The sequence below is a fragment of the Hymenobacter sp. genome, assembly GCF_036388155.1.
Classification (GTDB): domain Bacteria; phylum Bacteroidota; class Bacteroidia; order Cytophagales; family Hymenobacteraceae; genus Hymenobacter.
This window is the reverse complement of the sequence record NZ_DASVSI010000017.1, coordinates 1-26702: the sequence shown is the minus strand read 5'-3', so window position 1 is coordinate 26702 and position 26702 is coordinate 1. Positions and strand designations below refer to the sequence as shown.

The 26702-nt window shown below is 62.6% G+C and carries 18 protein-coding genes; 10 read left to right on the top strand and 8 right to left on the bottom strand.

Translation table 11 applies throughout. The annotated features are described in order from the left end of the window. Nucleotides 1–1375, top strand: a 1375-nt coding sequence (locus VF629_RS02590; RefSeq protein ID WP_331056888.1) for a DHA2 family efflux MFS transporter permease subunit, incomplete at its 5' end; no start/stop codon positions are given. Nucleotides 1376–1610: 235 nt separating this feature from the next. Here the strand turns inward: VF629_RS02590 and VF629_RS02585 are convergent. From VF629_RS02585 to VF629_RS02575, 3 genes are all read right to left on the bottom strand, one after another. Then, on the bottom strand, nt 1611–2606 hold the full coding sequence (locus VF629_RS02585) for a hypothetical protein (protein WP_331056887.1): 996 nt from the start codon (nt 2604–2606) through the stop codon (nt 1611–1613). Between the two features lie 192 nt (nt 2607–2798). After that, on the bottom strand, nt 2799–4214 hold the full coding sequence (locus VF629_RS02580) for a M56 family metallopeptidase (protein WP_331056886.1): 1416 nt from the start codon (nt 4212–4214) through the stop codon (nt 2799–2801). Next, a complete protein-coding gene (locus tag VF629_RS02575; RefSeq protein WP_331056885.1) occupies nt 4192–4596 on the bottom strand; it encodes a BlaI/MecI/CopY family transcriptional regulator in 405 nt (134 codons plus the stop codon). Before VF629_RS02575 ends, VF629_RS02580 begins: the two co-directional genes overlap by 23 nt. A 562-nt stretch (nt 4597–5158) precedes the next feature. Between VF629_RS02575 and treF the strand changes: the two genes are divergently transcribed. The 4 genes from treF (at nt 5159) to VF629_RS02555 (ending at nt 12332) form a co-directional block, all read left to right on the top strand. Further along, nucleotides 5159–6817, top strand: a complete 1659-nt coding sequence (gene treF / locus VF629_RS02570) for an alpha,alpha-trehalase TreF (protein ID WP_331056884.1) — start codon at nt 5159–5161, stop codon at nt 6815–6817. 218 nt (nt 6818–7035) lie between these two features. Beyond that, nucleotides 7036–7590, top strand: a complete 555-nt coding sequence (locus VF629_RS02565) for an RNA polymerase sigma factor (protein ID WP_331056883.1) — start codon at nt 7036–7038, stop codon at nt 7588–7590. Next, nucleotides 7587–9377: a hypothetical protein gene (locus tag VF629_RS02560; RefSeq protein WP_331056882.1), complete on the top strand. Its 1791-nt coding sequence runs from the start codon at nt 7587–7589 to the stop codon at nt 9375–9377. Before VF629_RS02565 ends, VF629_RS02560 begins: the two co-directional genes overlap by 4 nt. A gap of 147 nt (nt 9378–9524) precedes the next feature. Further along, nucleotides 9525–12332, top strand: a complete 2808-nt coding sequence (locus VF629_RS02555) for a DUF7619 domain-containing protein (RefSeq protein ID WP_331056881.1) — start codon at nt 9525–9527, stop codon at nt 12330–12332. A gap of 88 nt (nt 12333–12420) precedes the next feature. On the opposite strand, the gene VF629_RS02550 is transcribed toward VF629_RS02555, so the two are convergent. Beyond that, a complete protein-coding gene (locus tag VF629_RS02550) occupies nt 12421–13071 on the bottom strand; it encodes a DUF4468 domain-containing protein (protein WP_331056880.1) in 651 nt (216 codons plus the stop codon). Between the two features lie 287 nt (nt 13072–13358). On the opposite strand from VF629_RS02550, the gene VF629_RS02545 reads away from it, so the two are divergent. From VF629_RS02545 to VF629_RS02535, 3 genes are all read left to right on the top strand, one after another. Further along, complete coding sequence (locus tag VF629_RS02545) at nt 13359–14177, top strand: porin family protein (protein WP_331056879.1); 819 nt, start codon at nt 13359–13361, stop codon at nt 14175–14177. 319 nt (nt 14178–14496) lie between these two features. Beyond that, nucleotides 14497–14955 (top strand): DUF2147 domain-containing protein, encoded by a 459-nt coding sequence (locus tag VF629_RS02540; protein ID WP_331056878.1) that lies wholly within the window; start codon nt 14497–14499, stop codon nt 14953–14955. A 93-nt stretch (nt 14956–15048) separates the two neighbouring features. Next, the gene (locus VF629_RS02535; protein ID WP_331056877.1) at nt 15049–16110 is read left to right on the top strand and encodes a DUF6268 family outer membrane beta-barrel protein; all 1062 of its coding nucleotides are present in this window, start codon (nt 15049–15051) and stop codon (nt 16108–16110) included. Nucleotides 16111–16252: 142 nt separating this feature from the next. On the opposite strand, the gene VF629_RS02530 is transcribed toward VF629_RS02535, so the two are convergent. After that, nucleotides 16253–18271, bottom strand: coding sequence for a vWA domain-containing protein (locus tag VF629_RS02530; RefSeq protein ID WP_331056876.1), 2019 nt, complete (start codon nt 18269–18271; stop codon nt 16253–16255). A gap of 339 nt (nt 18272–18610) precedes the next feature. Here VF629_RS02530 and VF629_RS02525 point away from each other — a divergent pair, with 339 nt between their 5' ends. Next, nucleotides 18611–19297, top strand: a complete 687-nt coding sequence (locus VF629_RS02525) for a sigma-70 family RNA polymerase sigma factor (protein WP_331056875.1) — start codon at nt 18611–18613, stop codon at nt 19295–19297. Then, the gene (locus VF629_RS02520) at nt 19284–20495 is read left to right on the top strand and encodes a TonB family protein (protein WP_331056874.1); all 1212 of its coding nucleotides are present in this window, start codon (nt 19284–19286) and stop codon (nt 20493–20495) included. Before VF629_RS02525 ends, VF629_RS02520 begins: the two co-directional genes overlap by 14 nt. 169 nt (nt 20496–20664) lie before the next feature. Here the strand turns inward: VF629_RS02520 and VF629_RS02515 are convergent, their stop codons facing one another. From VF629_RS02515 to VF629_RS02505, 3 genes are all read right to left on the bottom strand, one after another. Beyond that, complete coding sequence (locus VF629_RS02515; RefSeq protein WP_331056873.1) at nt 20665–21750, bottom strand: proline iminopeptidase-family hydrolase; 1086 nt, start codon at nt 21748–21750, stop codon at nt 20665–20667. Nucleotides 21751–21914: 164 nt separating this feature from the next. Further along, a complete protein-coding gene (locus VF629_RS02510) occupies nt 21915–24092 on the bottom strand; it encodes a S9 family peptidase (RefSeq protein WP_331056872.1) in 2178 nt (725 codons plus the stop codon). Between the two features lie 154 nt (nt 24093–24246). Beyond that, nucleotides 24247–26511, bottom strand: a complete 2265-nt coding sequence (locus VF629_RS02505) for a transferrin receptor-like dimerization domain-containing protein (RefSeq protein WP_331056871.1) — start codon at nt 26509–26511, stop codon at nt 24247–24249. Nucleotides 26512–26702 lie beyond the last annotated feature (191 nt).

Here is a 26702-nt window from a genome sequence, read left to right as displayed (position 1 = left end):
CTTCCTGGCCGAGCAGTTCGGGCGCAAAAACTACTTTTTCTTCTCCGTGGTGCTGTTTACGCTGTCCTCCATGGCCTGCGGCCAAAGCACCAACCTCTGGGAGCTGGTGGCTTTCCGCTTCATCCAGGGCATCGGCGGCGGCGCACTGATGGCCACATCGCAGGCTATTCTCATTGATACCTTCCCGCCCAAGCAATTGCCGCTGGGCCAGGCCCTGTTCGGCATGGGCGTCATTATTGGCCCCACCATCGGCCCCACGCTGGGCGGCTATATTGTGGATAACTACGACTGGCCCTGGATTTTCTATGTGAACGTGCCGGTGGGCATCATGGCGGCCATCTTTACCCTCGCCTTCATCCGCGACCCCGAGCGCATCAAGAATGCTATTCCGCGGCCCCTGCGCGAAATCGACTGGGCCGGCATTTTCCTGCTGATTCTGGGCGTGGGCTCCTTGCAGCTCGTGCTCGAGCAGGGCGAAACCGAGGACTGGTTTGAAAGCGCCTACATCAACACGTTTGTGGTGCTCTCTGTCATCGGCATCGTTGGCTTCATCTGGCGCGAGCTCACGGCCAAGCAGCCCATTGTGGACCTGCGCGTGCTCGGCAAGAGCCGCAACTTGGCGGTGGGTGCTTTCCTATCGTTTGTGCTGGGCTTCGGCCTGTTTGCGTCGGTGTTTGTGTTCCCCATTTTCACGCAGCGCATCCTGGGCTTCTCGGCTGCTCAAACGGGCTACTTGCTGCTGCCCGGCGCGCTGGCTTCGGGCTTCATGATGCCGCTCATCGGGCGGGCTTTGCAAGCCGGCGTTTCGCAGAAGTACATGATTCCGGCGGGCTTCACCATCTTCTTCTTTTTCACGTTTTGGATGGCGGCGCGCATTTCGCCCACCGCCGGCGAAAGCGACTTCTTCTGGCCCCTCATGGTACGCGGCGTGGGCCTGGGCCTGATTTTCCTGCCCATCACCACCATGAGCCTGGCGGGTTTGCAGGGCAAGGACGCGGGCCAGGCCGCGGGCCTCACCGGCATGATTCGCCAGCTCGGCGGCTCGTTCGGCGTGGCCATTGTGGGCACGTACCTGGAGCGCAGCATTGCGCAAAACCGGGTGGGCATGTTGCCCCACATTTCGCTCTACAACCCCGAAACGGTGCAACGACTGCAGGCCTTCACCCAGAACTTCATGGCCCGCGGCTTCTCCTTCGACCAGGCCCAGCGCCAAGCCTACGCCGCCCTCGAAGGCATTCTGATGAAGCAGGTTTCCATCATCACCTACGCGCAGGTGTTCTCCGGCCTCGGCCTGTTCTTCCTCGCCTGCCTGCCGCTGGTGCTGCTCATCAAACGGGTTAAAGTGACCGGCAAAATCAGCATGGACGCCCACTGATGTGGTGAGGGGTGAAATGGCGAGCACCTGTCATTGCGAGGCGCAGCCGCGGCAACCCTTCCTCTCCGTGCGACTAGCCCCTTATTGTAACAAAGCCCAATGAAAAAGCCCCGGCACTGCATAGTGCCGGGGCTTTTCACATTATCTGGCTGGTCGCTAAAGAGAGGAAGGATTGCTTCGCTCCGCTCGCAATGACGGCTTCATACTTCACACCTCACCATTTCACCCCTCACCGCTACTGGTACTGAATGTAGAGCGGCGAAGGCGTGAGGGCAATGACCTCGGCGGGGGTCATGATGTGGTGGGGCTTGGGGCGGGCGTCGTACTCGTAAAACAGTTTGAAACCCGTGTACTGCACCGGCTCGGCCTTGATGTAGGCATCGTATGAGTCCTTCTTCAGCACGGGGTCGCCGTGGCCATCCATGTGCATCACAATCTGCACGCGCGGGTCGAGCTTGATGTTTTTGTAGTTCGAAATCATCTTCCGCGTGAAACGGTGCACGGTGAGCACCTTGGGCGGAAGCTTGTTTTCGCTCACAATGCGGGCCAGGAAGTTCACGGTGAAGTTCACGTCCTTGGCGTCGAGGGTGCCGATGCGCTGGTTGGGGCGCACGCCGGGCATGGTAGAGAGCGAAAACTCGGGGTCGATGCCCAGGTGAACGATGGGGTCTTTGAGGTACTCTTCCAGCTTGGGCAGTTCGGCCTGCAAGGTGCTGTGGCCGGGCTGCACGTCCAGAAACAGGAGGCAGTTGTGCTCCTTGGCCCAGCTCAACACCTCTTCGATGGTGGCTTTGGAGTTCATCAGGCGCCATTTGCCGTCCTTGCCAGCCGTGCCCTGCGCCGTGATGGTCACGTTGTGCAGCGCGGCCTGCACCGGGATGCTGGGGTCGGCGGCCTGCCACTCCTTCAGCACGCCGGCAAACTTGCGGAACATCTGCTCCTTGGGCTCGCGACCCAGAATGCCCATGCCCTTCGAGCGGATGTTGCCATAGAATGCCACGATGCGGTGGCCCGGCAAGATGGCGCCCGGCAGCTGCCCGTTTTTCTTGGCAATGCTGTCGGCCTTGAGCGAGTCACGGCGCATGGCCATGGCTTTCAGCTTGATGGTGTCGACGGGCGCGGGCTTGGCGGCGACGCTGTCGGTGGCAGCCCCGCCCTTTTCGCCCTCATTGGGGCTGGTTTTACAAGCGGAAAAGCTGGTGGCGGCCAGCAAGCCCAAAGAGGCGGCCACAACGGCGCGGCGCGGTAAAAAGGAAAACTGCACTGAACAAAAACGGATTAGAAGGCGGGCAATACTGTCCGCAAGTTAACCCCTTTTGGGCGGTTGCCGCAGCGCCTAATGCAGAAAGGCCCCGGCGCGGGCCGTGGCTTTTCAAGCGGTTTCTCGTCTAACTTTTTTATCTGAATCGCGGGCACAAACCGGTTAACAGCCGGTAGGGACTAATTTGGGCTCCCAGCCGCCGTATGAGTTGAACAGCCGCCAGCCAACGGTATTGGCCGGAGCTTTTTTCGCAAATCGAATCGGGACCGTGAAGCTGACCGCCACGGGATTGCCAGCCTGGTTGCCAGGTATGAAACGCGGCAGTTGCAGTACGGCTTTCGCTACGGCGTTATCATAAGGCGCAGTGAGTCCTTTCACTATGTTTACCGAAGTAGACTGGACCACGCCCTTTGCATCCACTACGAACTGCACGAACACAGTGCCGTCAACTCGCTCGGCAGCAGGCAGTTTAGGATAGTCGAGGCGGCTTTGGATATATTCCACAATGGCTCGGGTGCCGCCGCCACCAGGCAATTGCGGCAATTGCTCGACATAGGTATACACCTGACCCTCTTGAGGCACGGCCGGCGGAGCATTTGGTGCTACAGGCGCGGGAGGCGGTGGCGGAGGTTCAGGCTTGCTGTCTTGGGCCGAAGCGCTAGGTGCGGGCGTTACCGCCTCGTTGCGCTGCTCGCAGGCAACGGTAAACAACGACGCGGCCACGAGCGGCAGCGCCAGCCACTGCTTCCAGCGGCGAACGGGGGAGGTTTTCTGTATCATGGCAATGCGACGTAAGGTTTGGGAATGGGAGAAGGTGTGCGCAAGCGGGACAGAGAAACCGAGGCGGTTGGCCACTTGCCGGGCCAATAGGTGAGCGTAGGAACGGGTAGCTGAGAACGGCGCCGCTTCCGACTGCAGGGCGGCTTCGTCGGCGAGGTATTCGTGGGTGAGCGCCAGCGCCCGGCTGCACAAATGCACGAAGGGATTGAACCACAGCGCGGCGCGGAGCAGCTCCAGCAGCAGGCGGTCGTAGGTGTGGCCTTGGCGCACGTGGGCCAGCTCGTGGCGCAGCACTTGGCTGGCTTCGGCGGGGCTGAGCGGCAGGGTATCGTCCCAAAGCACTAGGCGGCCGAAAGAGCTGGTGGGCAACTGGCCGCGGGTACGCAGTAGCGCGTAGCCGTCGGCGGGCTCCCGGGGTAGGTGGCGCGTGCTCAGCCACAGGCGGCCCAGGTCGAGGGCCAGTCGCGCCAGTAGGAGCAGCACGCCCGCCGCGTAGGCTACCACCAGCCAGGGCCACCCAGCGCCTTCGGCCGCTGGAGTTGTGTCGGCGCCAATGGTTGCGGCGGGCAGCAGCACCGTGGCCACGCTGGGCAGGGCGGCCGGCGCGGCGCCCCAGCCCGTGGGCCACGCCACGGGGAGCAGCGGCAGGCCTGCGGCCAGCACCGGCCCCAGCACCAGAAACACGCGGTTGTACGCAAAGCCGCGCTCCTGGCGCAACGCCAAGCGGTAGCACAGCCACCATAGTCCCAGCAGCACCGTGCTGAGCAGCATCCAATTAAGCAGGCCGGTTGGGTTCATGGTCGTCTTGGCTTTGGGGTTGGGAAGCGTGCCGGAGGATTTCGTCGAGCTGGGCCGCGTCGAGGTTTTCTTCCTTCGCGAAAAAGGAAACCAAACGGCCGAACGAGTTGCCGAAATGCCCGCCCAGCAGCTTACGCAGCGAAAAGCGGCGGTAGTCGTCCTGCGCCACCAGCACGAAGTAGCGGTGCGTGCGCCCAAAGGCTTCGTGGTCGACAAAGCCCTTGGTTTCCAAAATGCGGATGATGGTGGAAACGGTGTTGTAGGCCGGCTGAGGCGCGGGCAGCTCGGCCAGCACGTCTTTCACGAACGAGGGGCCGCGGCGCCACAGCACCTGCATTACTTGTTCTTCGGCGCGGGTGAGTTCGGGGAAAGCAGGGTCCATGGGGAGGCAATTGGTGGTGGAGCGGATACTTCACAAACGTATAACTAAATTTTTAGTTTATAGACTAAGTCTTTAGTTTTTGGTGACAATTGCCATTTTTTTCACCTGCTTTGCTTGAATCATTTGATTGAGCTCTCCAACACCAAAGACTGTCACGGCTAGTGTAGCTGGGGCCTCACGTGGGGTGTATTCCAGTCGTCTGCCATGCTGAAACACGAAGCGACTTATTGCCTTGAAACGTCTCGTCGGAACGTGATAAGATGCTTCGCCAGCTCAGCACGACAGGCAAGGCGAGGGAGCTTAGCAACAATCAGCACGGTTGTTCTGAAATACAAAGCGTGCGTTCATGTGCTGTTGCCGCGTGCCATAGCACCCTCTTTTTGCAGAACGAATGAAGTTGTCTGGGCGCCAGTGTCGGGCCAGGGCTTTCTTTCTGCGCCGGCGACAACTTCAGCACCTTACCCGTGGTTAACTTACGGCTGAGGCGGAGCGAAAACGCACGAGTCACGTAAGCAAGTCAGCCCTTCGCTCAACTCCCCGCCGACTTCCTTTTTTGCTGCTCATGCTACATCGATACTTCTGCTACTTTCTGGGGTTGCTGGCCGCGCTGCCGCTCCCGGGCATTGCCCAAACGGAGCCCGCGGCACCAACTGTCACGGCAAAGCCCACCACGCCACCCCCACCGGCCGCGCTGGCCAAACCCGCTTCGCCGCGGCAGCTGTTTCCCGGCTTGTTTGAGGCGGTGCAGTTGGGCGGTGTTTTTGCCGACGGCAAGACCTTCGTAGACGCCGCGCCCAAGCAGTCGCCCGCCGTCATCCTGGCCGCGTGGCGCCTCGAAAAAAGCAAGCCCGGCTTTCAGCTGAAAGAGTTTGTGACGGCTCATTTCGAGTTGCCCGCCGACGGCGGCGTGCCTTTCAAGAGCAACGTGCAAGCCGGCTTGCAGCGCCACCTCGACACGCTGTGGACGGTGCTGGCCCGGCCCGCCGCGCCGGCCGCTGACCCCACCGATTCCTTGGCGGCGTTTCGGTCGCTGCTGCCGCTGCCCAAGCCGTATTTGGTGCCCGGCGGCCGCTTCCGCGAGGTGTACTACTGGGATTCCTACTTCACCATGCTGGGCTTGTCGGAAGCCGGCAAAGGACAGCTGCTGAAGGACATCACCGACAATTTCGCCTTTTTGATAAGCCGCTACGGCTTCATTCCGAACGGCAACCGCACCTACTACCTCACGCGCTCGCAGCCGCCGTTTTTTGCCAGCATGGTCACGCTGCTGGCCCAGGACCGCGGCAACGGCGAGCTGCTGCGCTACCGCGCCGCCCTCGAAGCCGAATACCGCTACTGGATGCAGGGCGCCGAGCAGCTGAAGCCGGGCACGGCGGCCCGCCGCGTGGTGCGCCTGCCCAACGGCGCCGTGCTCAACCGCTACTGGGACGACAGCGACCAGCCCCGCGAAGAATCGTACGCCAAGGACGTGGAGGCCGCCAAGGGCAGCAAACAGCCCCCGGCGCAGTTCTACCGCCACGTGCGGGCCGCGGCCGCGTCGGGCTGGGATTTTAGCAGCCGCTGGTTCAAGCCCGGCGGCGGGCTGGGTACCATCCAAACCACCAACATCGTGCCCGTGGACCTGAACTGCCTGCTCTACAACCTGGAAATGACCATTGCCGAGGCCAGCCGCGCGGCCGGCCTCAGCGCCCAGGCCCGCCTGTTCACCACCAAGGCCACCCAGCGCAAAGCGGCCCTGCTGGCCCTGAGCTGGGACACCAAGGCGGGCTGGTTTCAGGACTACAACTGGCTGCTGCGCCAGCGCTCCACGGTGCGCACGCTGGCGGGCGTGTTTCCGCTGGCGTTTGGGCTGGCGTCGTCGGCGCAGGCCACGCGGGTGGGCGCCGTGTTGAAAACCAGCTTTCTCAAATCGGGCGGCCTCGTTACCACCCTCAGCGAAACCGCGCAGCAGTGGGACGCCCCCAACGCGTGGGCCCCACTCCAATACCTGGCCGTTGAGGGCCTTACGCGCTACAAGCAGATTGCGCTGGCCGACACCGTCGCCCGCCGCTGGGTGAGCCTCAACCAGCGCGTGTTTACCCAAACCGGCCAACTGCTGGAGAAGTACGACGTGGTGCACCCCAACCGCCGCGCGGGCGGCGGCGAGTACCCGCTGCAAGACGGTTTTGGGTGGACCAACGGCGTGCTGCTGCGCCTGCTCAACCGGGCCAAGGTGGAGTAGTTGTGTTTGGGATGTTGTAGAGACGCGACCCTTCGCGGCTCGGCGTTGAACGATGACGTGCGCATTTTCAACTGGCGCGGCCGCCGAGACGCGAATACGCGTCTCTACATCGTGCTGACTAAAAGCACAAAAAATTCGGTTAAGCTCAGCAGCCTTTTTGCGGGTTACCTTGTCTGACGGGCAGCGCCCGGCCGCGCCTTGCTGTCCTACCTGCCCGAATGCCCCTTTCTACGGAGCTGACCCTGCTTCTTGCTGCCTGCCAACGCCAACAACCGGCGGCGCAACGGGCGCTGTATGCCCGCTTCGCCCCCGCCATGCTGGGCGTGGCGCGGCGCTACGTGCGCTCCCTCACCGAAGCCGAAGACATTCTGCAGGATGCTTTTGTGAAGGTCTTTACTCGGCTGGGTGAGTTTCGGGCCGAAGGCTCTTTTGAGGGCTGGGTGCGCCGCATCGTGGTCACGACGGCCCTCAACCACTGGCAAAGCGGCCAGCACCGGCGCCAGCAATTGCTGCTCGACGACGTGCCCGAGCCCTTCGCGGCCGACGCCGACGCCTTCGACCGCCTGGGCGTGGCCGAGGTGCTGGCCCTGATGGAGCAACTGCCCGACGGCTGCCGGCTGGTGCTCAACCTCTACGCCGTGGACGGCTACAACCACGGCGAAATCGCGGAGCTGCTGGGCATTCAGGTGAGCACCTCGAAAGCCCAGCTCAGCAAGGCCCGCAAACAACTTCACCTCCTGCACCAGCAGCAGGCCAACTACTTGAAATTATGATGGAAGAACCGGAAGAAAACCGTCTCGACCAGAGCCTGCGCACCAAGTTTGAGGACTTCAACCTAACGCCCGACGGGCGCGTGTGGACCGGCATTGAGCAGCGCATTGCCCCGCCCCCCTCCCCGCTGATGCGCGTGCGTCGGCCGGTGCCGCTGCCGCTGCTAGTTGGGCTCACGGCGCTGCTGGCGGGCCTGCTGGGCTGGTTGCTGCCGCACGGCGAAGGCTTCACCAAAGCCACGCAAGCAGTGCCGCGCGAAGTCGCCCGGAAGCCATCCGTGAAAAGCGGGGCAACGTCGGCCGCCGTTCCGGCTGAGCTGGCCGGGGCAGCTGCCCGCCTGGCCGAGGCGCCCCAAGCGGCGCGCCGTCTTGCCTCGGGCCGGCCTTCGGTTACCCTCACGGTTTCACGCTACCAAGCGCTACTACGCCAAATAACGGCTAACCGGCAGCGGCAACGTGCGGCTACTTCGTCTGAAACCCGGCAACCTCTAACCACGGGCGTAGCAGCTTCGGCCTTGGCGGAACCCACCCCGCGAGCGGCGAAGCAGACGCTGGCCCCTTCTCGCGCCACTGAAAAAGTGGTGACAGCCGCTGCCACACCAGCCGTTTCGGCAGAAAGCGCGACCGTTGAGCCCGCCCCGGTTTCTGTACCCGCCACGCTTCAAACGCTGGTGGCGTTGGAACGCCAAACCCTGACGCAGCTGCCCAGCATCAGCACCTTGCCCCCCGGCACCCCGCCGGCTGGCAGCCACGCCGCCCTGCTGGCCACCCTTCGCGCCGAACGCGCCGAGCTCCTGCGCCTGCAGCGCCGCACCGACAGCACCTTGCTGGCCTTAGGCGACCTGCCCGGTACGCCACTGCCGGTGGCAACAGCCGCCAACAAGCCCGCTCTGGACACGGCCCGGGTGCGCCCCCTCAGCCGGCGTTGGAGCCTGCTGCTTTCGGCCACGCCTGAGCGCAACACCCTCAACCTGCAAGGCCCCGAAGGCGACAGCCTCACCGCGCTGCGCCGCAACCACGAAACCGGCCGCGTGGGCTACAGCGCGGCCCTGCTGGCGGAGTACCGCCTCACGGAACGCCTGAATGTGGGCGCCGGGGTGGGCTACAGCACCTTCGGGGCCGACTTGCGCATCACCAACAAGAACACGGAAATCAGCGTGAAGTACGACACCACTACCACGCGCACCACCAGCTTCTACACCTCTACCAACCGCACCTATTCCATTCGCATTCTGCAAATTCCGCAGCTCTCGCCGGTGTTTAATAGCAGCGGCCAGGTGCTGCGCTACGACACCGTGTACGTGGCTCGGCAAGACACCGTGTTTACCACCACGGTGCAGCGCGACAGCACCCATTCGGTCCGCAAAACGGTCACGCCCCTCATCAGCAAGAAGGAAACCATCAGCAACCGGCTCTACCAGCCCAATTACCGCTTTTTCACGGTGCCGGTACTGTTGCGCTACCGCCTCACCACGGGGCCTGGCCGCTGGTGGGCCGACGTGGCCGCGGGCGCGCAGTTCCAGTTTTTCCTGGGCGGCACGCAGGTGGTGACGGACGACGGCGAGACCTTCCGCCTGGAGAAAATCCGGGCCGGCAGCGGGCCCTTCCGGCCACTGAACATGTCGTTGGCGGGCTCCCTGGCGCTGAACTACGCCCTGACTAACCGACTGAGCGTGAGCGTAGCGCCCAGCATACGCTGGCAGGCCTTGTCCGTGTACCGGTCCGAAACCGGGCTGCGGCAGCAGCCTACCGCCACGGGCATGATGTTCGGCGTGCGTTTCGGGTTATAAATAAATATTTCCATGAGACAGCAGCCTTTTCGCGGACTTGCTGGTCTGGCTAGTTGAACGCGGTGCCGCGCTCCGGCCGGGGGCAACGGAGGTTTCGCGCAAGCACCAACCGGGCGCATTTGTCTCACCAATTTTCCTTTTTCACCTATGAAATTTTTACGCTACGCCTTGCTGGTAATGTGCCTGCTAGTAGCCGGGATGCGGCCGGCGGCGGCTCAAGGGACACCGGGCACGGGCCCCTCCATTGGCCAGTCTTTTGAGTGGGCTCAGCTGGTTCGCACCCTGCGCGAATTTCCGCAACGGTACGCTCAGGCGACCACCACGGACCTAGCCGGCAATACCTACGCCTCCGTTGGCTTCCGCGACAGCGTGCGGGTGGGCGGACAGCGCTACACCGCCACCGGCGCCGCCGACCTGCTGGTAAAATTCGACTCCACCGGCCACGTGGCCTGGGCCAAGCCGATGCGGGGCTTGTCTTTCGACCAAGGCGGTTTGAAGGTAAACCCCGCTACTGGCGACCTTTTCCTGTCGGGCCAGTTGCTGCCCGGCGCCACCTGGGACGGCACCCCGGTGCCCGGCGGCGGGCCGAACGCCTTTTTCTATGGCAAATGCTCGCCCACGGGCACATTGCTGTGGAGCAATTTGCGACCGGCGCTCGCGTTGCTGACGCTGGCCACCGACCACCTCGGCAACCTGTACATCGCCGGCAAAGCCAACAATAACACCAGCCAAATCGGCGGCTTCGGCCTCGACAGCACTTCCCTTTCCCTGGTTCAAGTAAACGGCGCCGGCGTGGTGCAATGGCTGCGCAAGCTACGGGGCGACCGCGCGGTAGGCGCGCCCAACGGGGGCATAGGCCTTACGGGCTTCAGCGGCCTCGGCCCCAAGCCGGGCGGGGGCGTGCTGGTGCTGGGTCGGTTCCAAAGCTCGCTTTACTTTCACTCGGGTACCACCCCCGTGCAAACCGGTGGCCAGCAGGGCAGCAACTTCGTGGCCAGCGTGGACGCCAGCGGCGCCCTGCAATGGAGCCGGCCTTTGCCCATCGGTATAATGAACGCGGCCACGGCCGACGCCGCCGGCAACTACTACGTGACGGGGGCTTTTTATACCCTGAACCCCCAAGGCTTCCTTGCCAGCGGCATCGGCGTGGCCAAATACAACAGCGCGGGCGCCGAGCAATGGCGACGCACCGAGCAGAGCGACACAACGAGCTACGCGGCCGGCCGGCAGATAGCCGTGGACGGCGCGGGCAACGTGACCGTATTGGCCGACGGGTTTCCTTATGGTTCGGCTCGCTTCCGCACCCGCATTGGTAGCCTGGTGCTGAACGCGGTTTCCAACGTGGTGCATTTCAACAGCCTGGGCCAGGAACAATGGGTGGCCAACGACGCCGTGCCGGGTGCGGCCTCTAATGCCATGCGCTACGTGTACGGGACAGGCGTTGGCCTCGACGGCCGAGGCAACGTGTACTACACCAGCCAAATCAGCAACGACACGCTGCGTCGGCAGCCCGTGGTACAGTTTGGTGCTCAGACTGTGATAGGGGCGGGCGTCATCGTCACGCGCATCGGCACGCAGCACAACACCGTGGCCGGCCGCCTCTACCTCGACCAGAACGGCAACGGCGTGCGCGACGCCGGCGAAGGCCCGTTCCCGGTTCCGGTGGTGGTGCAGGCCGCTCAAGCCAGCTCTTCGCTGGTGGCTACCACCAGCGCCACGGGCAGCTACGAACTGTTCACGGGCTCGGGGACTTACTCTGCCGGGCTGCCGCAGGTGCCGGTCCACTACACGTTGTCGCAGCCGGCCAGCGGCACCCACACCGGCAGCTTTGCCGGCTACGGCCGCCTCGATTCGGCCAAGCATTTCGGCATTCGGCCGCTGGCCAACCAAGCCGACTTGCGCGTCACGCTCACGCCCTACGGCGCGGCGCGGCCGGGCTTCACCGCGCGCTACCGCCTGACGGTGGAAAACGTGGGCACGACGACGGTAGCCAACGGAACTGCTGCCGTCACGCTGGACAGCCGCCTGCTGTACGTGAGCAGCACCCTCAACGGCAGCCGCGCCGGCCAAACCGTGACGTGGACCTACGCCAACCTGGCCCCGTTTGGGCGGCGTGATTTTGACGTGATGTTCAGCTTGCCCACCAACATTGCGTTGGGCACGCAGCTCAGCTCCACGGCCACCGCGCCCCTGACGGGCGATGCCACGCTCGACGACAACAGCGCCACGGCGCTGCAAACCGTGACGGGCTCTTTCGACCCCAACGACATCACCGTCAACCATTCGCGCCTGACTCCAGCCCAAGTAGCGGCCGGTTTGCCGCTTGACTACACCATTCGCTTCCAAAACATGGGCACCGACACGGCCTTCACCGTCGTCATCACCGACACGCTGGACCACACCCGCTTGAACCTGGGCACCATGGAATTGATTGCGCAGTCGCACAACTGCATGTGGAGTTTGTCGGGGCGCGGGCTGCTCACGGTGCGCTTCCGCAACATTGAGCTGCCTCACCGCACCCAGGACGTCATCCGTTCGCAGGGCTTCGTGCGGTTCCGGGTGCGGCCCCGCACCACCCTGGCCTTGGGCGACATTGTGCCCAACGAAGCCGACATTTTCTTTGACTACAACGACCCCGTGCGCACCAACACGGCCACCACCACCGTATTCCTGGCCACGGCCGTTCTGAACCGCCGCGATGCGCCCACCTGGGACGCCTACCCCAACCCTGCTACCGACCTAGTGACCGTGGCCGCTGACCTGGCCACGGCTGGCCCGGTGCGCATCGAGCTACTGGACGTGCTGGGCCGCCCCGTGCGCCAGCAAACTTTCAAGGCTCCGGCCGGCGCCTTGCGGCAAACGCTGGACCTGCGCGGGCTGGCTTCGGGCCTGTACGTGCTGCGCCTTACGCCTCCGACTGGCCCAGCCAGCAGCCGCCAGGTAGTGCGCGAGTAGCCTCGCCGGGCATTTTAGCTACGGCAAAAAGCCGGGTCACTCCTGCGGAGTGGTCCGGCTTTTTGCTTTGGGTACTGCTGCTGCAGGGTCACCACTTGGCCGGTTTGGCCGTTTCGTGCTGACGCAGAGAATTCATCAGCTGCATCACCGTTTTGGTAATTATCACGCTCCAATCTGGCCAGCGCCGGCCGTATTGCTCGGCCACGTTAGTGGCAGTGGGGTACATTGAGAGGTCGGGCTGGAAAAGCTCCTGCCGACGACTGGCCGCCACAGTGGCCAGGCCACCGAATTGCCAATCAGCGAAATCACTAAATTGGCTGGTCAGCTCGCTCGCGCCGGAGGAAGATACCGGCCGGCCCAAATCAAATACCTCGTAGCGGTAGCGGCCGTCGCGGAAGTCCAACCGGAGGGTGAAGGAGAGCGGTTCGGTGGAGGAATTTTTTTTGATAGCGGGGTCATCTATTGTGCGAGTATAGCCGCGCCCAATGAGCACGCCGCGGGTCGCATCGTCGAGCTGCACAACCTCTCGCGCGTCCTGAAACGTGAGGGCCAGCCACTCCCGGGCACGCGCCTGCAACTCGGCAGCCGAAGCCCCCGGCACGGCCACCACTCCTACAAATTTTATGCGGTGCGTGAGGCTATCGGAGGGCAGGTTAGGAATCAGCGATGGGCGGCTCTGCGCGGCGGCTTCGTGGCCCAGTAGGCACGCCAAGAGCCCAAGTGTGAGCAATTTGTTCATGGGCCAAATATGCCTCTTTTTCAATTTCTAACGGTTTTTTCTGGTCGTGTTGACAACGAAAACACCTGCTACGTTTTGGTCTTGGTCAGTCGGTCTATTTCCTGTAGCTGTTAATCGGTAAAATGTGCTTATTGGCCGGGGCAGTTGCTTTTCAGAAAAACGAGTTCGGCCCCGTTCGATACGGTTTGGCACGGTTTTGTAATAACACCTTGCATCGGCCCAGTAGCCGGGCCTGAAGCCCGGAATTGAGCGGTCGGTTTCCTCAACACCTTCCAACCTTTTTGGTCATGAAATTTTCACGCCTTTCGGGCGGCCTGGCCGTGGCTTGCCTTTTGATTTCTGCGGTAACCACCTCCGCTTCGGCCCAACAAGTGTACCGCGACGCCTACGGCAACCCCAAGGCCGCCCCCTCCACCCGGCCCATGGGCAGCAGCGCCCGCAAAGCCCCGAGCTACTCGCGCCAGCCCGCCAACACGGTTCCGGCCAGCAGCAACTCCGCGGTGCGCTTCGGCTTTCGCGGCGGCCTCAACTTGGCCGACGTGCAGGGCGACGCCGTAAAAACTTTCACCGAACTGGCCAGCTACGCCCCCGACGGCGCCATCACCAAGGAAATGCGCCCCGGTTTCTACGCCGGCGTGTACGCCACGCTGCCGCTGGGCAACAGCTTCGCCATTGAGCCCGGCATCAGCTACTCCGAAAAAGGCACCGTGCTGCGCGGCACCCTGCCCTTCCCCGCCCTCGACTTCCTCAACGCCAGCGTGACGGGCACGGCCCGCCTGGCCTACGTGGACGTGCCGGTGCTGGCCAAGGTGTTCGTGACGCCGGGCCTGTACTTCTACGCCGGTCCGCAGGCCTCTTTCCTCGTCAGCGGCAAAGCCCGCGTGGAAGCCGGTGCCCTGGGCTTCTCGGCTTACCGGCAGGATTTCGACATCTCGAACCAGCTGCGCAAGGTGGACTTCGCCGCCGTGGGTGGCCTGGGCTACCAGTTTGAAAACGGCCTGGGCCTGAGTGCTGGCTACGACTACAGCCTGACTTCTCTGGACACCGGCAACCGCTTCGATGCCCAGAACCGGGTGATTAAGGTAGGCGCCAACTTCTCCTTTTAAGCGGATTAACCGCCATACTATCCCACTTATATAGGTTCATTCATTGCTCGGGTAAGCATCCGAAATAGGTTATGCAAAGGCCTCGCTGCCACCGCAGTGGGGCCTTTCTGGCCTCGCGCCGCAGATGGCACCGCTTTCGCAGTGCACTCCCGTTCCAAGCCCTCGCTTCGACCTTCTGCACCTAACCAAATCCACATAAGTATCATATAATCAACAGCTTTATTTAACTTATTTTTAATTTAACACTGGCCATAAATTTATATACTGCTTGCATACCTTTGCTTGTATTCATCTCTCACTTTTTTATCAAATTCCCGCCATGACCAAACGTTTTCTCGGGTTCGCCCTGCTCTTTAGCCTCCTCATAGCCGCCTTCTCCGTTCAAGCTGCTGCGCCCAATCCGGACGCGGTGCTCGGGGTGTGGAAAAACGGTGAAGGCACTGGCATGATACAGATTTTCAAGAAGGGTGATAAATACTACGGCCGCCTGGTGTGGCTGAAAGTGCCCAACAACCCCGACGGCACGCCCCGCACCGACGTGAACAACCCCGACGACAGCAAGAAGAAGACGCCCCTCAAAGGCCTGGAAAACATGCGCGACTTCACGTTCGCGGGCGAGAACAAGTGGGAAGGCGGCAAAATTTACGACCCCAAAAACGGCAGCGACTACAGCTGCGAGATGACCCTGGTTGACCCCAACACCCTGGAAGTGCGCGGCTTCATCGGCGTGTCGCTCTTCGGGCGGACCGATGTGTGGAAGCGTCAGGTGAAGAAATAGCCACTGGGCTTTGCTGAACACCCCGGCCACTGCTATTCGTTAGCCGCGGTCCGGAAAAACCCATTTTGGTTATTTATTCACCTGATTTTCCGCATGAAATACATCTATTTTTCGCTCGCGGCTTGCCTACTAGCCGTGGCTCCGGCCGCGGCCCAAGTCACCGACACAACTCGTACGGCGGCCCCGGCCGCCGACGACAACTTTGAAGGCTTTGGCGACGCCAGCGACGCCAGCACCAGCTACAACACCCAAAAGGTGCTTTACCTCACGCCCACCAAGTTGATTTCGGTGGGCTACGAGGCGCAGCTGCCCTTCGACCTGACGACGGTGGGACCCCAGCCGGCCAGCACGGCCGGCGTGGACACCCGCATCGACGCGGCCCGCGGCATTCGCCTGGCCTTCAATGCGCCGGTTATCTCGCGCAACGACTTCATCTATAACATCGGCCTGACGTACTGGAACACCGGCCTGGACGTGGCCAACCCGGAACGGTCGCCGTTCTTCCGGCTGCTCAACAAGGGGCTGCGCACCACGGGCATCAACACCACCATCTTTAATCCCTTCGACAGCAAGCGGTTTTTCCTGCTGCAGCTCAACCTGGACGCCAACGGCACCTACCGCAACTTCGGCGACTTGCGGACGGAGCAATTCACGTTCAGCGGCACGGGCATCTACGGCTGGAAGCCCAACGACAACCTGCAGTGGGGCCTGGGCCTGAGCCGCACCTACCGCGCCGGGCAGCTGCTCTACATTCCGGTGCTGCTCTACAACCGCACGTTCTCGCCACAATGGGGCTGCGAGGTCATCTTCCCAGCCCGCGCCGAGTTGCGCCGCAACTTCGGCACCAAGGCCCTGGTAAAGCTGGGCTATGAGCTGGAAGGCAACACCTACTACCTGGGCAAAATCGGGGCCGACGAAGTGTACCTGCGGCGCGGCGAACTGAAGCCGCGCATCACCTACGAGCGCCAACTCTCAGGCTTCGTGTGGGTGTCGGCCCAAGCCGGGCTGCGCTACAACTACCGCAACGACGCCTTCCGCAACCAGAACGTGACCGGCGAGCGTGAAAGCACGCTGGGCTCGGAGCCGTCGCTCTACGAAAACACGCTCACCAACCCGCTGTATTTCAACATCAGCCTGAACTTGGTTAGCCCGTAAGTTTTTTCTGTGGAGCTTGCCCGCAACAATGAATCAGAAAGGCCCCGCCGCTGCAACGGTGGGGCCTTTTTGCTGTAGCGCGGACTTTTAGTCCGCGCGTGGGGGAGTGGTTCACGCGCGGACTAAAAGTCCGCGCTACAGCTTACCGTTTCCCAACGGTGCCGCTGCCACTCAGGCCCTCGGCCAGCCGCACCAGGCGCACGAGCTCGGCGCGGTAGCCGTCAGCATCGGTGCCGCGGGCGTCGGTGGCTAGTTTTTCGGTGGCGGCCCAAGTGGCGGTGCCGCGTTGCTCGCTTTGGCGCAGCAACATGCCGAACTGCGCCACGGCCGCCGCGAAGCGGAAGTCAGGCGTGGCGTTGGCAATGGGCGTGGGAGCACCGCCAAGAGCTTGCGAAAGCAGCTTGCTGCTGTTGCCCTGGGGCTGTTTGTAGCGCAGCTTCACGGTGAGCACTTCTTTTTGGGCGGCTGAGCTGCTGGCCACGGAAGTCCCCGAGCTTTGGTATTTGAGGCCATCGACCAAGGGCTGAGCGGAACCCACGGGCACAATTTCATACAGCGCCGTGACGGTGTGGCCCGCGCCCAGCTCGCCGGCGTCTTTGCGGTCGTTATTAAAGTCCTCGGCTTCGAGCAGGCGGTTTTCGTAGCCCACCAGGCGGTAGTTGGCCACGCGGGCGGGGTTGAATTCAATTTGCAGCTTCACGTCCTTGGCCACGGTGAAGAGCGTGCCGCCGAACTGTGCCACCAGCACACGGCCGGCTTCGTCGAGGTTGTCGAGGTAGGCGTAGTTGCCGTTGCCTTTATCGGCCAGGGTCTCCATGCGCGACTCGCGCAGGTTGCCACGCCCGCAGCCAAGCACGGTAAGGAAGACGTCGCTTTCGCGCTGGTCCACAATGAGCTGCTCCATGGCCGCGTCGGAGCTTTCGCCTACGTTAAAGTCGCCGTCGGTAGCCAGAATTACGCGGTTGTTGCCGTCTTTCACGAAGCTCTGCTTGGCGGTGGAATAAGCCAGGCGCAAGCCCGCGCCGCCCGCCGTGGAGCCGCCCGCCTGGAGCCGGTCGATGGCGTCGAGAATGACTTGCGACTGCGAGCCGGGCGTGGGCGGCAGCACCAAGCCCGCGGCCCCGGCGTACACCACCAGCGCCACCCGGTCTTGGGGCCGCAGCTGTTTTACCAGCAGCTTGAGGCCGGCCTGCACCAGCGGCAGGCGGTCGGGGCCATTCATCGAGCCCGACACGTCGACCAGGAAGACCAGATTGGCGGGCGGCAGCTTGGCCGTTTCCACTTTTTTGGCCTGAATGCCAATGCGCGCCAGCTGGTGGGCGCTGTTCCAGGGGCACACGGCCAGCTCGGTGCTGATGCGCACGGGGTCGGGCGAGGTGGCGGGCGGCGCGGCGTAGTCGTAGCGGAAGTAATTCAGCATTTCTTCCACCCGCACGGCATCGCGCGGGGGCAGTTGCCCTTCGTTGAGGAAGCGGCGAACGTTGCTATAGCTGGCATTGTCCACGTCCAGCGAAAAGGTGCTCAGTGGCGCGTTTTTAGCAGTGAAAAAAGCGTTTTCCTTCACGTGGGCGTAGGTGTCGCCGGCACCGGCTTCGGCCCGGGCCGGCATTATGACGGACGGATAGGGGCTGGGGGCCGCCGTGGCAGCGTAGCCCGCCGCGTTGCTGTCGCCTTTCCACTTGCTTTTGCTGGCGGCGCCTCTTATCCGCACACCCGGCGCGCTGCCTTGTACCACGGTCGATACAGCACCCGTAACTTCTCTTTTCTCCTGCACGGCCGTGCCGGTCACCACTACTTCTTGCAACTGCTTGGCGTCGGCTTTCAATGTCACGTTGAGGGTGTGGACTTTTCCCACGGGCCGTTCCACGGGCATGTAGCCGATGAAGTTAAAGAGCAGCACGGCCTTGGCGGCGTTGGGCACCATCAGGGCGTAACGGCCCTGAGCATCGGTGCTGGTGCCCAAGTTGGTGCCCTTGACGAGCACAGTGGCGCCGGGAATGGGCTGGTTGCTGTCCTTGTCGAGCACTTGGCCCGAGACCACCCAGTTTTTGGTGGTGTTGGCCGCGGCCGTGGCCGGTGCAACAGGTCGCTTCGATTGGGCCGCGAGGGGCAGCGGGCTTACCAACACGGCAAGCAAAGGCAACAACAGCAGGTTTCGCATGGCAGCAAGGGATTAGGTGAATTTTTGCTGACTTGATGCACCGGCTAGGCTGATTGCACACGAAAAGAAAAAACGGTCCTGCTGAGCGTAGCCGTGGGGCACCTCACTCTTGGCAATTCGGGAACCCGACAAGCTGTAGCGCGGACTTTCAGTCCGCGAGTTGCCCGCGCCACAGCTTGCAGGCGCGGACTAAAAGTCCGCGCTACAGTCGCGCTGCCGAGGCTCTATTTTCCCCGGACTTCGCGCATCCAGCAAACCAGGACGGTGCCCCATCCGGCAACATGCCTGGGTTGACAGAACAACCAACCCCACCCGAAATTGCCCTAACTTCCCAGCCGAATGTTCTTTCGCCGCTCCAAGCCCGCTGCCGTCGCGCCGCTCTCCGACCAGGAGTTGCTGGCCCGCTACCGGCTGCACGGCGAGGTGGCCGACCTGGGCACTGTGTACGACCGGTACTTGCCCGAAGCTTTTGCCGTGTGCCGCCGCTACCTCGCGCCGCCCGACGAAGACGCGCAGGACGCCGTGATGCAGCTATTCGAGCACCTGGTGAAGGTGTTGCGCACCCACGCGCCCGAAAACTTTCCGGCGTGGCTGCACACTACCGCCCGCAACCATTGCCTGATGCAGCTGCGGGCCCGCAAACGGGCCGGCCCCAGCGCTGGGCCGCTCATTCTCAGTTTTCCGGACGCGGCCGATGTGGAAACCGCCGCCGCCCGGCATCTGCAGGACGATGCCACTGCCGCCGAAGATGCGCTCGATGCCGAAAACCGCCTCCAAAGCGTGGAAGCAGCCTTGGCTCAACTTCCGCCCGCTCAGCGACGTTGCCTCGAATTATTTTACCTGGAAAAGAAGTGCTACCGCGACATCGCCATTGAAACCGGTTTGGAATTGAATTTGGTACGCAGCCATCTGCAGAACGGCAAACGCATGCTGCGCCGCCAGCTAGAGCCGCCCGCACCCGTGCCAGTGCCTAAGCCAAGTCCACCTTCTGCTTCTTCAAACAACCCGTTCCATGTCGCCCGCTGATTCGCCCTTTACCTCGCTGCCTGCCCCTGGTCCCCACCCGGCCACGGCAGAGCTCCGTGCGTACGCGGCCGGCACTCTGCCGTCGGCCGAGCAACAGCGCATCGAAGCCCACATGCTCGATTGCGACCGGTGTGCCGAGCTGGTGGAAGGGTTTTCGATGTCCGATGCTGCCGCCACCGACCGCGCCGTCGCCGCCTTGCGCAGCCGTCTCCAGGCCCGCATCGGCACGGCCGACCCCGCGCCAGTGGCCGCCCCACGCGTGTGGCCCCGAGTAGTGGCTGCCGCGGCGTTGCTGGGCGCCGTAGCCGGGGGCATCTGGACGTTGGAGCAGCGCGACGCTACTACCTCAGCGCCCATTGCCCGTACGTCGTCGGCCTCTGTTTCGCCACCATCGCAGCCGGCTCCTCCATCTGTTTCGGCCCCGGAGAACGTGCCGCAGCCCATCCAACCTGCCGCTGCCCCTGCCGAGAAACCAGCCGAGTACGCGGCCGTGACGGTTGCCCCGCACCGCCGTACCGCCGCCCCTCGCTCGTCCCCAAGAGCCCGCCGTAAAGCGGTTTCGCTCGCTGACAAGAATACGAGCCCCAATACCGACGCCATCGCAATGGCCAGCGCTGACAAGGTTTCTAGTGCCGCTGTGCTTAACGAACAGGTTGAAACCAATCAGGGCGAAGCAGCTCCGCCAGTTCCAGCCGCCGCTCCCGACGTTGCTGCGGCGCCAGTTGCCAAGAAAGCTCGTGCAGCCCGAGAAGAGTCGCCAGTTCCACCTGATTCGGCGGCCATGGGCAGCGGTTATTCAGTGGCTGGGGTGGCTAGCAAGGCCAAAGCCGTGATGCCCAATGCGAACCGAGCGCTCGTCAAGTCTGAGGCGGCGAGTGTGCTGAACACGCCCATGCCAGCGACCATATCCATTAAGCCCGCACCGGTGGGCGGCACATCCGCCCTGCGCGACTACCTGCGCCGCGAGGCACTGGAATTTGAGCCAGAGGACAATGCCCGGCGCCTCACCGGCACGGTGCGGGTCAAGTTCATTGTGGGAGCCGATGGCAAAGTCACCGACCTGAAAGTGACCCGTGGCCTACGCGACGACTACGACGCCGAAGCCATTCGGATGCTGTGCGACGGCCCCGGGTGGCAGCCGGGTGTGGCCGGGGGCCGGCGCGCTCCCCTGCCCATGGAAATCACCGTCACCTTTTAAGAAGACTTTCGCCAGGGCTTGCAGAAGTAGTCCACAGAACCCCTTCCGCCGGTCATGCTGAGCGCAGCCGAAGCATCTCTACCGCATTAGTAACTGATTACTGGTGGCGGGCAAGATGCTTCGGCTGCGCTCAGCATGACCGTTTAGGAGGATTTTAAACCATTGATAACTAAAGAGTAGCACCTGGTTTCAGGCTGCCATCTTCTACCGATTTGATGAATTTTATCAGCCCAGTAAAATAGGTTTGCTGGTCGTCGTACATGCTCATATGACTGCCGTTGGGGCAGGTGAGGGAGTTGCCTTTCTGCACCTTGGTGGCAATCATGCGCATGTGTTTGGGGTCCATGGTGTCGTGGTTGCCGCCGATGGACAGCACCGGAATGCTGAGCTTGGGCAAGTCGGCTACCCGGTCCCATTTCTCAAGCTTGCCAGATATGCCGAACTCGCTGGGGCCCTGCATGGTGACGTAGAGCGACTGGTTTGTTTTGCTCATGGCCCGGCTCACGGGCTCGGGCATTGGGTTCACCCGGCAAACGTGCTTGGCGTAGAAATTGGGTTCGAGCAAGGCCATGTAGCGCGGGTTGCTGAAGTCTTTCCGGGCTTCAATCTGCCGGATTTCGGCCATAACCTCGGGTTTCATCTGTTTGGCCAGCACTTCGTCGGCGTAGCGGTCATAGTCGGGGCAGCTCATCATCATGTTGGAAATGATGAGGCCTTTCATGTTTTGCTGGTACTTGAGGGCGTATTCGGCGGCCAGGATGCCGCCCCAGGAGTGGCCCAGCAGGTAGAAGTTGTCCTTGGTCAGGTTCAGGGCCTGGCGCACTTGCTCTACTTCTTCCACGTAGCGCGGCAGGCTCCACATGGCCGTGTCCTTGGGGTTGTCAGAATTGCCGCAGCCGAGCTGGTCGTAGTAGATAAACTCGATGCCTTCCTTGGGCAGGAAGTTTTCGAAGCACTCGAAATACTCGTGCGTGGCGCCCGGCCCGCCGTTGAGCAGCAGCACCCGAGTCTTGGGGTTGTTGCCGAAACGCTTGGTCCACACGTTGAACTTGCCCTTGGGCGTGCTGATAGGAATGACCTGCACGTTGCCGTCCTGCACGCCGCTTTCGGTGGTGGCGAAGTAGCTGCCCGGCACGCTGGAAGTGGCGGTGGCGCCCGGGACATCCGTCGCGTCCGTGGCTTGGTTGCAACCGGCGAGCAGTGTGGCTCCCAGGAGCAAAGTGGCAGCGCAGCGTAGCGCGAAAAGGTGTTTCATTGAAGAATGGAAGAGGTGTTAATAAGCGTCGGCGCCATTGAGAAATGCCCGTCATGCAGAGCGCAGCGAAGCATCTCGCGTGCTCTAACTAATCATTTGCTAGCACGGGCTAGATGCTGCGCTGGGCTCTGCATGACGGGCATTTCTAGTCGATTAACTGACTATTAATTAACCTCGCTCTTGGTGTTGAGGTAGCGCTCGAAAAACTCGTAGGTGCGCAGCATCTGGTCGATGCGCTGGCGGTTGTCGCCGGAGCGGGTGAGTTCGTGGGTGCCGCCGGGGTGGCGCACGTACTCCACCGGCCGACCCAGCACCTTGAGGCTGCGGTACATCATCTCGCTCTGCACGAAGCCAGTACGGCGGTCGTTTTCGCCGTGAAACAGGATATAGGGCGTGGTAATTTTATCGACGTAGCTGATGGGCGACTCGCGGACGAGCACTTCCTTCACGGCGGGTTCCCAAGGGTAGCCGCCGAAGTACGTGGGCACCAGCCGCCAAGCGTTGCCCTCACCGAAGAACGTTCCCAAGTCGTACACGCCGCGCTGCGAGCACGCCGCTTTGAAGCGCTGGTCGTGGCTGATAATCCAGGCCACGAGGTAGCCGGCGTAGGAACCGCCCGTGATGGTGAGTTTGGCGGGGTCGGCCCAGCCTTCGGCCACGGTTTTGTCGAGGGCGGTGAGCACGTCGCTGCTCGGGCCGGCGCCCCAATCCTTGATGTTGGCGCGCAAAAAATCCTGTCCGTAGCCGCCGGAGCCGCGCGGGTTGCTGTACACCACGCCGTAGCCCTGGCTGGCGAAGTACTGGAACTCGTGCCACATACTGGCCTCGCCTGGGCCCCACATCGCGCTGGGGCCGCCGTGAATTTCAAGCACCACGGGGTATTTCCGGCCAGCTTGGTAGCCGGTCGGTTTCATCACCCAGTACTCCACGGTCAGGCCTTTGTCGTTGACGAAGGTGTGCTTTTCGGGCAGCGACAGCCGACGGGTTTTCACCCAGTCGTTGAAGTTGCCGGCGTGCTGCGGCTTTTTCAGGCCTGCGTCGGCCACAAACAAATCGGACGGGTTGAGCACGCCGGTTTGGGCGTACACCACTTTGTTGTTGGCCACGTCGAAGCTCAGAATGCCGGTGTCGGCGGCCGAGAGTTTTTCTACTTTGCGGGTTTTGATGTTGGCCCGGTGCAGGGGCGCGCCGCCGTTGGTTTGAGCCGTGAAGTAGACGTACTTGTCGTCGTCGCTCCACACCAAATTGCCCTTGTTGCGGTCGAAAGGAATGACGACGATGTCCTTGGCGGTGCCGTTGAGCGGCATCACGGCCAGCTCGGGCACGTTGGCGCCGGTGGCGGGCGTCATTTGGAAGGCCAGCCACTTGCCCGAGGGCGACACCTGGGGGTTGGTGTAGGCGGTGTTGTCCTGGCCCAGCAGCAGGCGCGGACGGCGGCCGGTGCGGTCGGCCAGGAAAATTTCGTTTTCCAACGACCGGTCCGGGTGTTGCAGCGAGTCGATGTCGGCCGAGAGCAGCAGGTGCTTGCCGTCGGGTGTGAAGTCGACTTGGTTGAAGCGGTAGAAGCCGTGGGTGAGGGCCACGGGCTTGGCGTCGGACTCGGTGGCGCTAATGAGGAAAAACTGCGTGAAGGTTTGCTCCGCCGACACATCCCGCTCGTCCTGGAAGTTGAGCTTGGTGAGCACCTTGGCCTTTTTATCAAGTTCGTTCTTGTCGAGGTAGGCACGCATTTCGGCCAGGCTGCCGTCAGCGTTGGGCTTGGCGGTGGTGGCCGCTAGCTGGTCGTTTTTGTCAAAGCCCGGCTTCTCGAACGGCCACTGGGGCAGGGCCTTGGCGGCGTTCAGCAAGGAGTCCTTCAGCAGCTCGCGTAACGGAATGGCAGACGAAAACAGCACCTGCTTGCCGTCGGGTGACCATTTGGGACCGGTGGCGCCGTGCTTGTAGCGCGTCAACTGCCGGCCCTCGCCTCCGTCGGCGGCCATCACAAACACCTGGGGCTTGTCGTCCACAGTCCGCACAAAGGCCAGTTGCCGGCCATTGGGGCTCCAGGCCGGTTGCGAGGCGCCCTCCTTGGCCGACGTGAGCTGCCGGGGTTTGGCACCCGCTTCGGTGCCCAGCAGGTAGAGCTGGCTCACGTTTTTGTAGTCGGCCTTGTTCTTCTCGTCCGGTTCCACGCTGAGCACCGTGAACGCGGCTTTGCGGCCGTCCCGGGTCAGGGTGATGCCGCCCACTTGTTTGATTTTCAGCAAGTCGGTTACTTTCACCGGCTCGGTGCCTTGCTGGGCACTGGCGACACTTGCAGCCAGGCAGCAACTCGTCAGGATTAGGGCAATGGTCTTCATAAAGAGGTTGAATCTGGTTTCAGGCAAATGGCCGTCATGCAGAGCGGAGCCGAAGCATCTCGCTCGCATCGATGAACGATTGGTTTACTCCCACACGCGAGATGCTTCAACTCCGCTGCGCTCCGCTCTGCATGACGGTAGTGTGAAAAGTGAATTACAATGCAGCCGGCGACGCCACGGCGGCGGCCCGACTCACCTGCGCGGCAAACCGCTCCACGGCCGCGGCGGTGCGCTTTATCTGCTCGTCGGCTTCGGCCCACTTGCGCTCTTCCACGGCTTCGCGGATGCCGGGTAGCGTTTTCACGCCGTAGCCGGTATAGAAGCCGGGGGGGTAAATCTGGTGCCGGTACCAGGGGCGGCGGGGCAGGCCTTCCTTGCTCAGCAGTTCCTGCTCGGCTTGGTAGAGGAGTTGGTCGAGTTCCTTCTTGCGGTCGTTGGAGAGGGCCGTGTTGGCTTTTCGGGCTTGCGCGTAGGCGTTAGCGCTTTGCTCCAGCTTGAGCAGGGCGTTATCCAGGGGCGAGAAGTTGAGGTAGGGCACGGCCTCGCGAGCTTTGGGCGGCAGCAGGGTTTCGGTGGGGTCGGCCACGGCTTCATAGCGCTTTTCGGCCAGCAGCTTGGCTTGCTTGTCGGTTTCGGCGCGCATGTTGTCGGCCAGCTGCTTTACCTCGGTGCCGTACTTGGCCACGGTGTTGGAGAAGTTCTGGAATTCGAAGGGCAGCACGTCGGCATTCACCAACCGCAAGCTGGCACGGCCCATGGTTTGCGCCAGCACCTTGCAGTAGGCAAAGTTGGGGTCTTTAAAGCGGGTGAAGTGGTCGAAGGAATCGTAGATAGAATGGTACTCGCCGCCCTCGCCTTCGCCGCCAAAACCGATGTTCATCGACGGAATGCCCAGGTGCTGGATGTAAGGCGAATAGTCGGACCCTGCGCCCAAAGCGGCAATGCGCAGGTCGGCGCGCTCGCGGGCGTCCTTTTGGGCCTCAGGGCTGCCGTTCACCAGGTCGTAGGCGCGGCGGCGGTCGTTGAGCGAGATGTTTTTCTGGGGGTCGATAACGTCGCGGCCTATCTGATTGAAGAACTTCTCCAACGTGTGCGAGCCGGCCGCGAAGAGGAAGCCGCGCTCGCTGTTGTCCGTGTTCAAGTAAGCCACCACGTTCTTTTGCAGCTGCTTGGCGTTGGTTTCGACCCATTCCGTCGAGCCCAGCAGGCCGGGCTCTTCGCCGTCCCAGGCGCAGAACATGAGGGTGCGCTTGGGCCGCCAGCCGGTTTTGTACAGCTCGCCAATGGCGCGGGCTTCTTCCAGCTCGGCCACCATGCCGGAGAGCGGGTCGCTGGCGCCGTTCACCCAGGCGTCGTGGTGGTTGCCGCGCATTACCCACTGGTCGGGGTACTGGGTGCCTTTTAGGGTGGCAATGACGTTGTATACCGGCTCAGTTTTCCAGTTGAACGCCAGCTGCAAATGCACCCTCGCCGGGCCTGGGCCGAGGTGGTAGGGAATGGGCAGCCCGCCGCGCCAGGCATCGGGCGCCATGGGGCCGGCCAGAGCCGCCAGCAGCGGTTGCGCGTCGCCGTAGGAAATGGGCAATACCGGAATTTGCGTCAGCGTGGGGGCCTTTTTGTAGTCGAGGCGCTTGGCTTTTTGCGTCGAGCCGTAGCCGGGCGTGAGCGGGTCACCAGGATAGGTGGGCATGTCGAGCACGGAGCCGCGTTGGGCGCCGGTTTCGGGCTTGAAGGCGCCTTTGGGGTACACATCGCCCTGGCCGTAACCGTCGTCTTTGGGGTCGGAGTAAATCAGGCAGCCGATGGCGCCCTTTTCGGCGGCCACTTTGGGCTTGATGCCGCGCCAGGAGCCGCCGTACTTGGCAATGACGATTTTGCCCTTTACGCTGATGCCGCGGCGCTCCAGCTCGTCATAGTCGCGGGGCACGCCGTAGTTCACGAACACCAGCTCGGCGGTCACGTCGCCGTCTTTCGAGAAGCAGTTATAGATGGGCAGTTGCTCGGCGGTTTGGCCCGAAGTGGCGTCTTCGGCGAGCGGCTTCTCCGTCAGGCCGGCCTTGAACTGGGTGGGCGCCACCATTTCCAGCACCCGCAGCTTGGGCGTGGGAAACAGCACGTACGACACGTCGATGCGCGTATCGTAGCCCCAGCTCTTGAACAGGCCCGCCATGAATTCGGCGTTGTCCTTGTCGTAGGGCGAGCCCACGTGATGGGGATGAGCGGCCATGCGCTTCATCCAGTCGCGCAGGTTGTCGGTTTTTAGCTGGGCGTCGAACTTGGTTTCGAGCTCGTACTGGGCGGCGGTTGCGGCGGGCTCGAAGCCGAGCAAGGGCTTGGGTTCGGCGGGCGTCGTTTGGGCGCTGGCGGAAGCAACGGCCAGCAGGCCCGTGGCGAGCAGCGCAGGGTAGCGTTTCAGCATAGTATCCTAGCAAAAGCAGAAGCCCCGGCAACATTGCCTTGCCCCGCTAGGGCGAAAGATAAACCCAATCAACCGCTTTAAATCATACTTGATTGTGCTAAAGAACTAAACGTTGCGGATAGCAAAACTCGGTGCAAAACAGTCCTCCAACAACAAACGGTCATGCTGAGCGCAGCCGAAGCATCTCTACT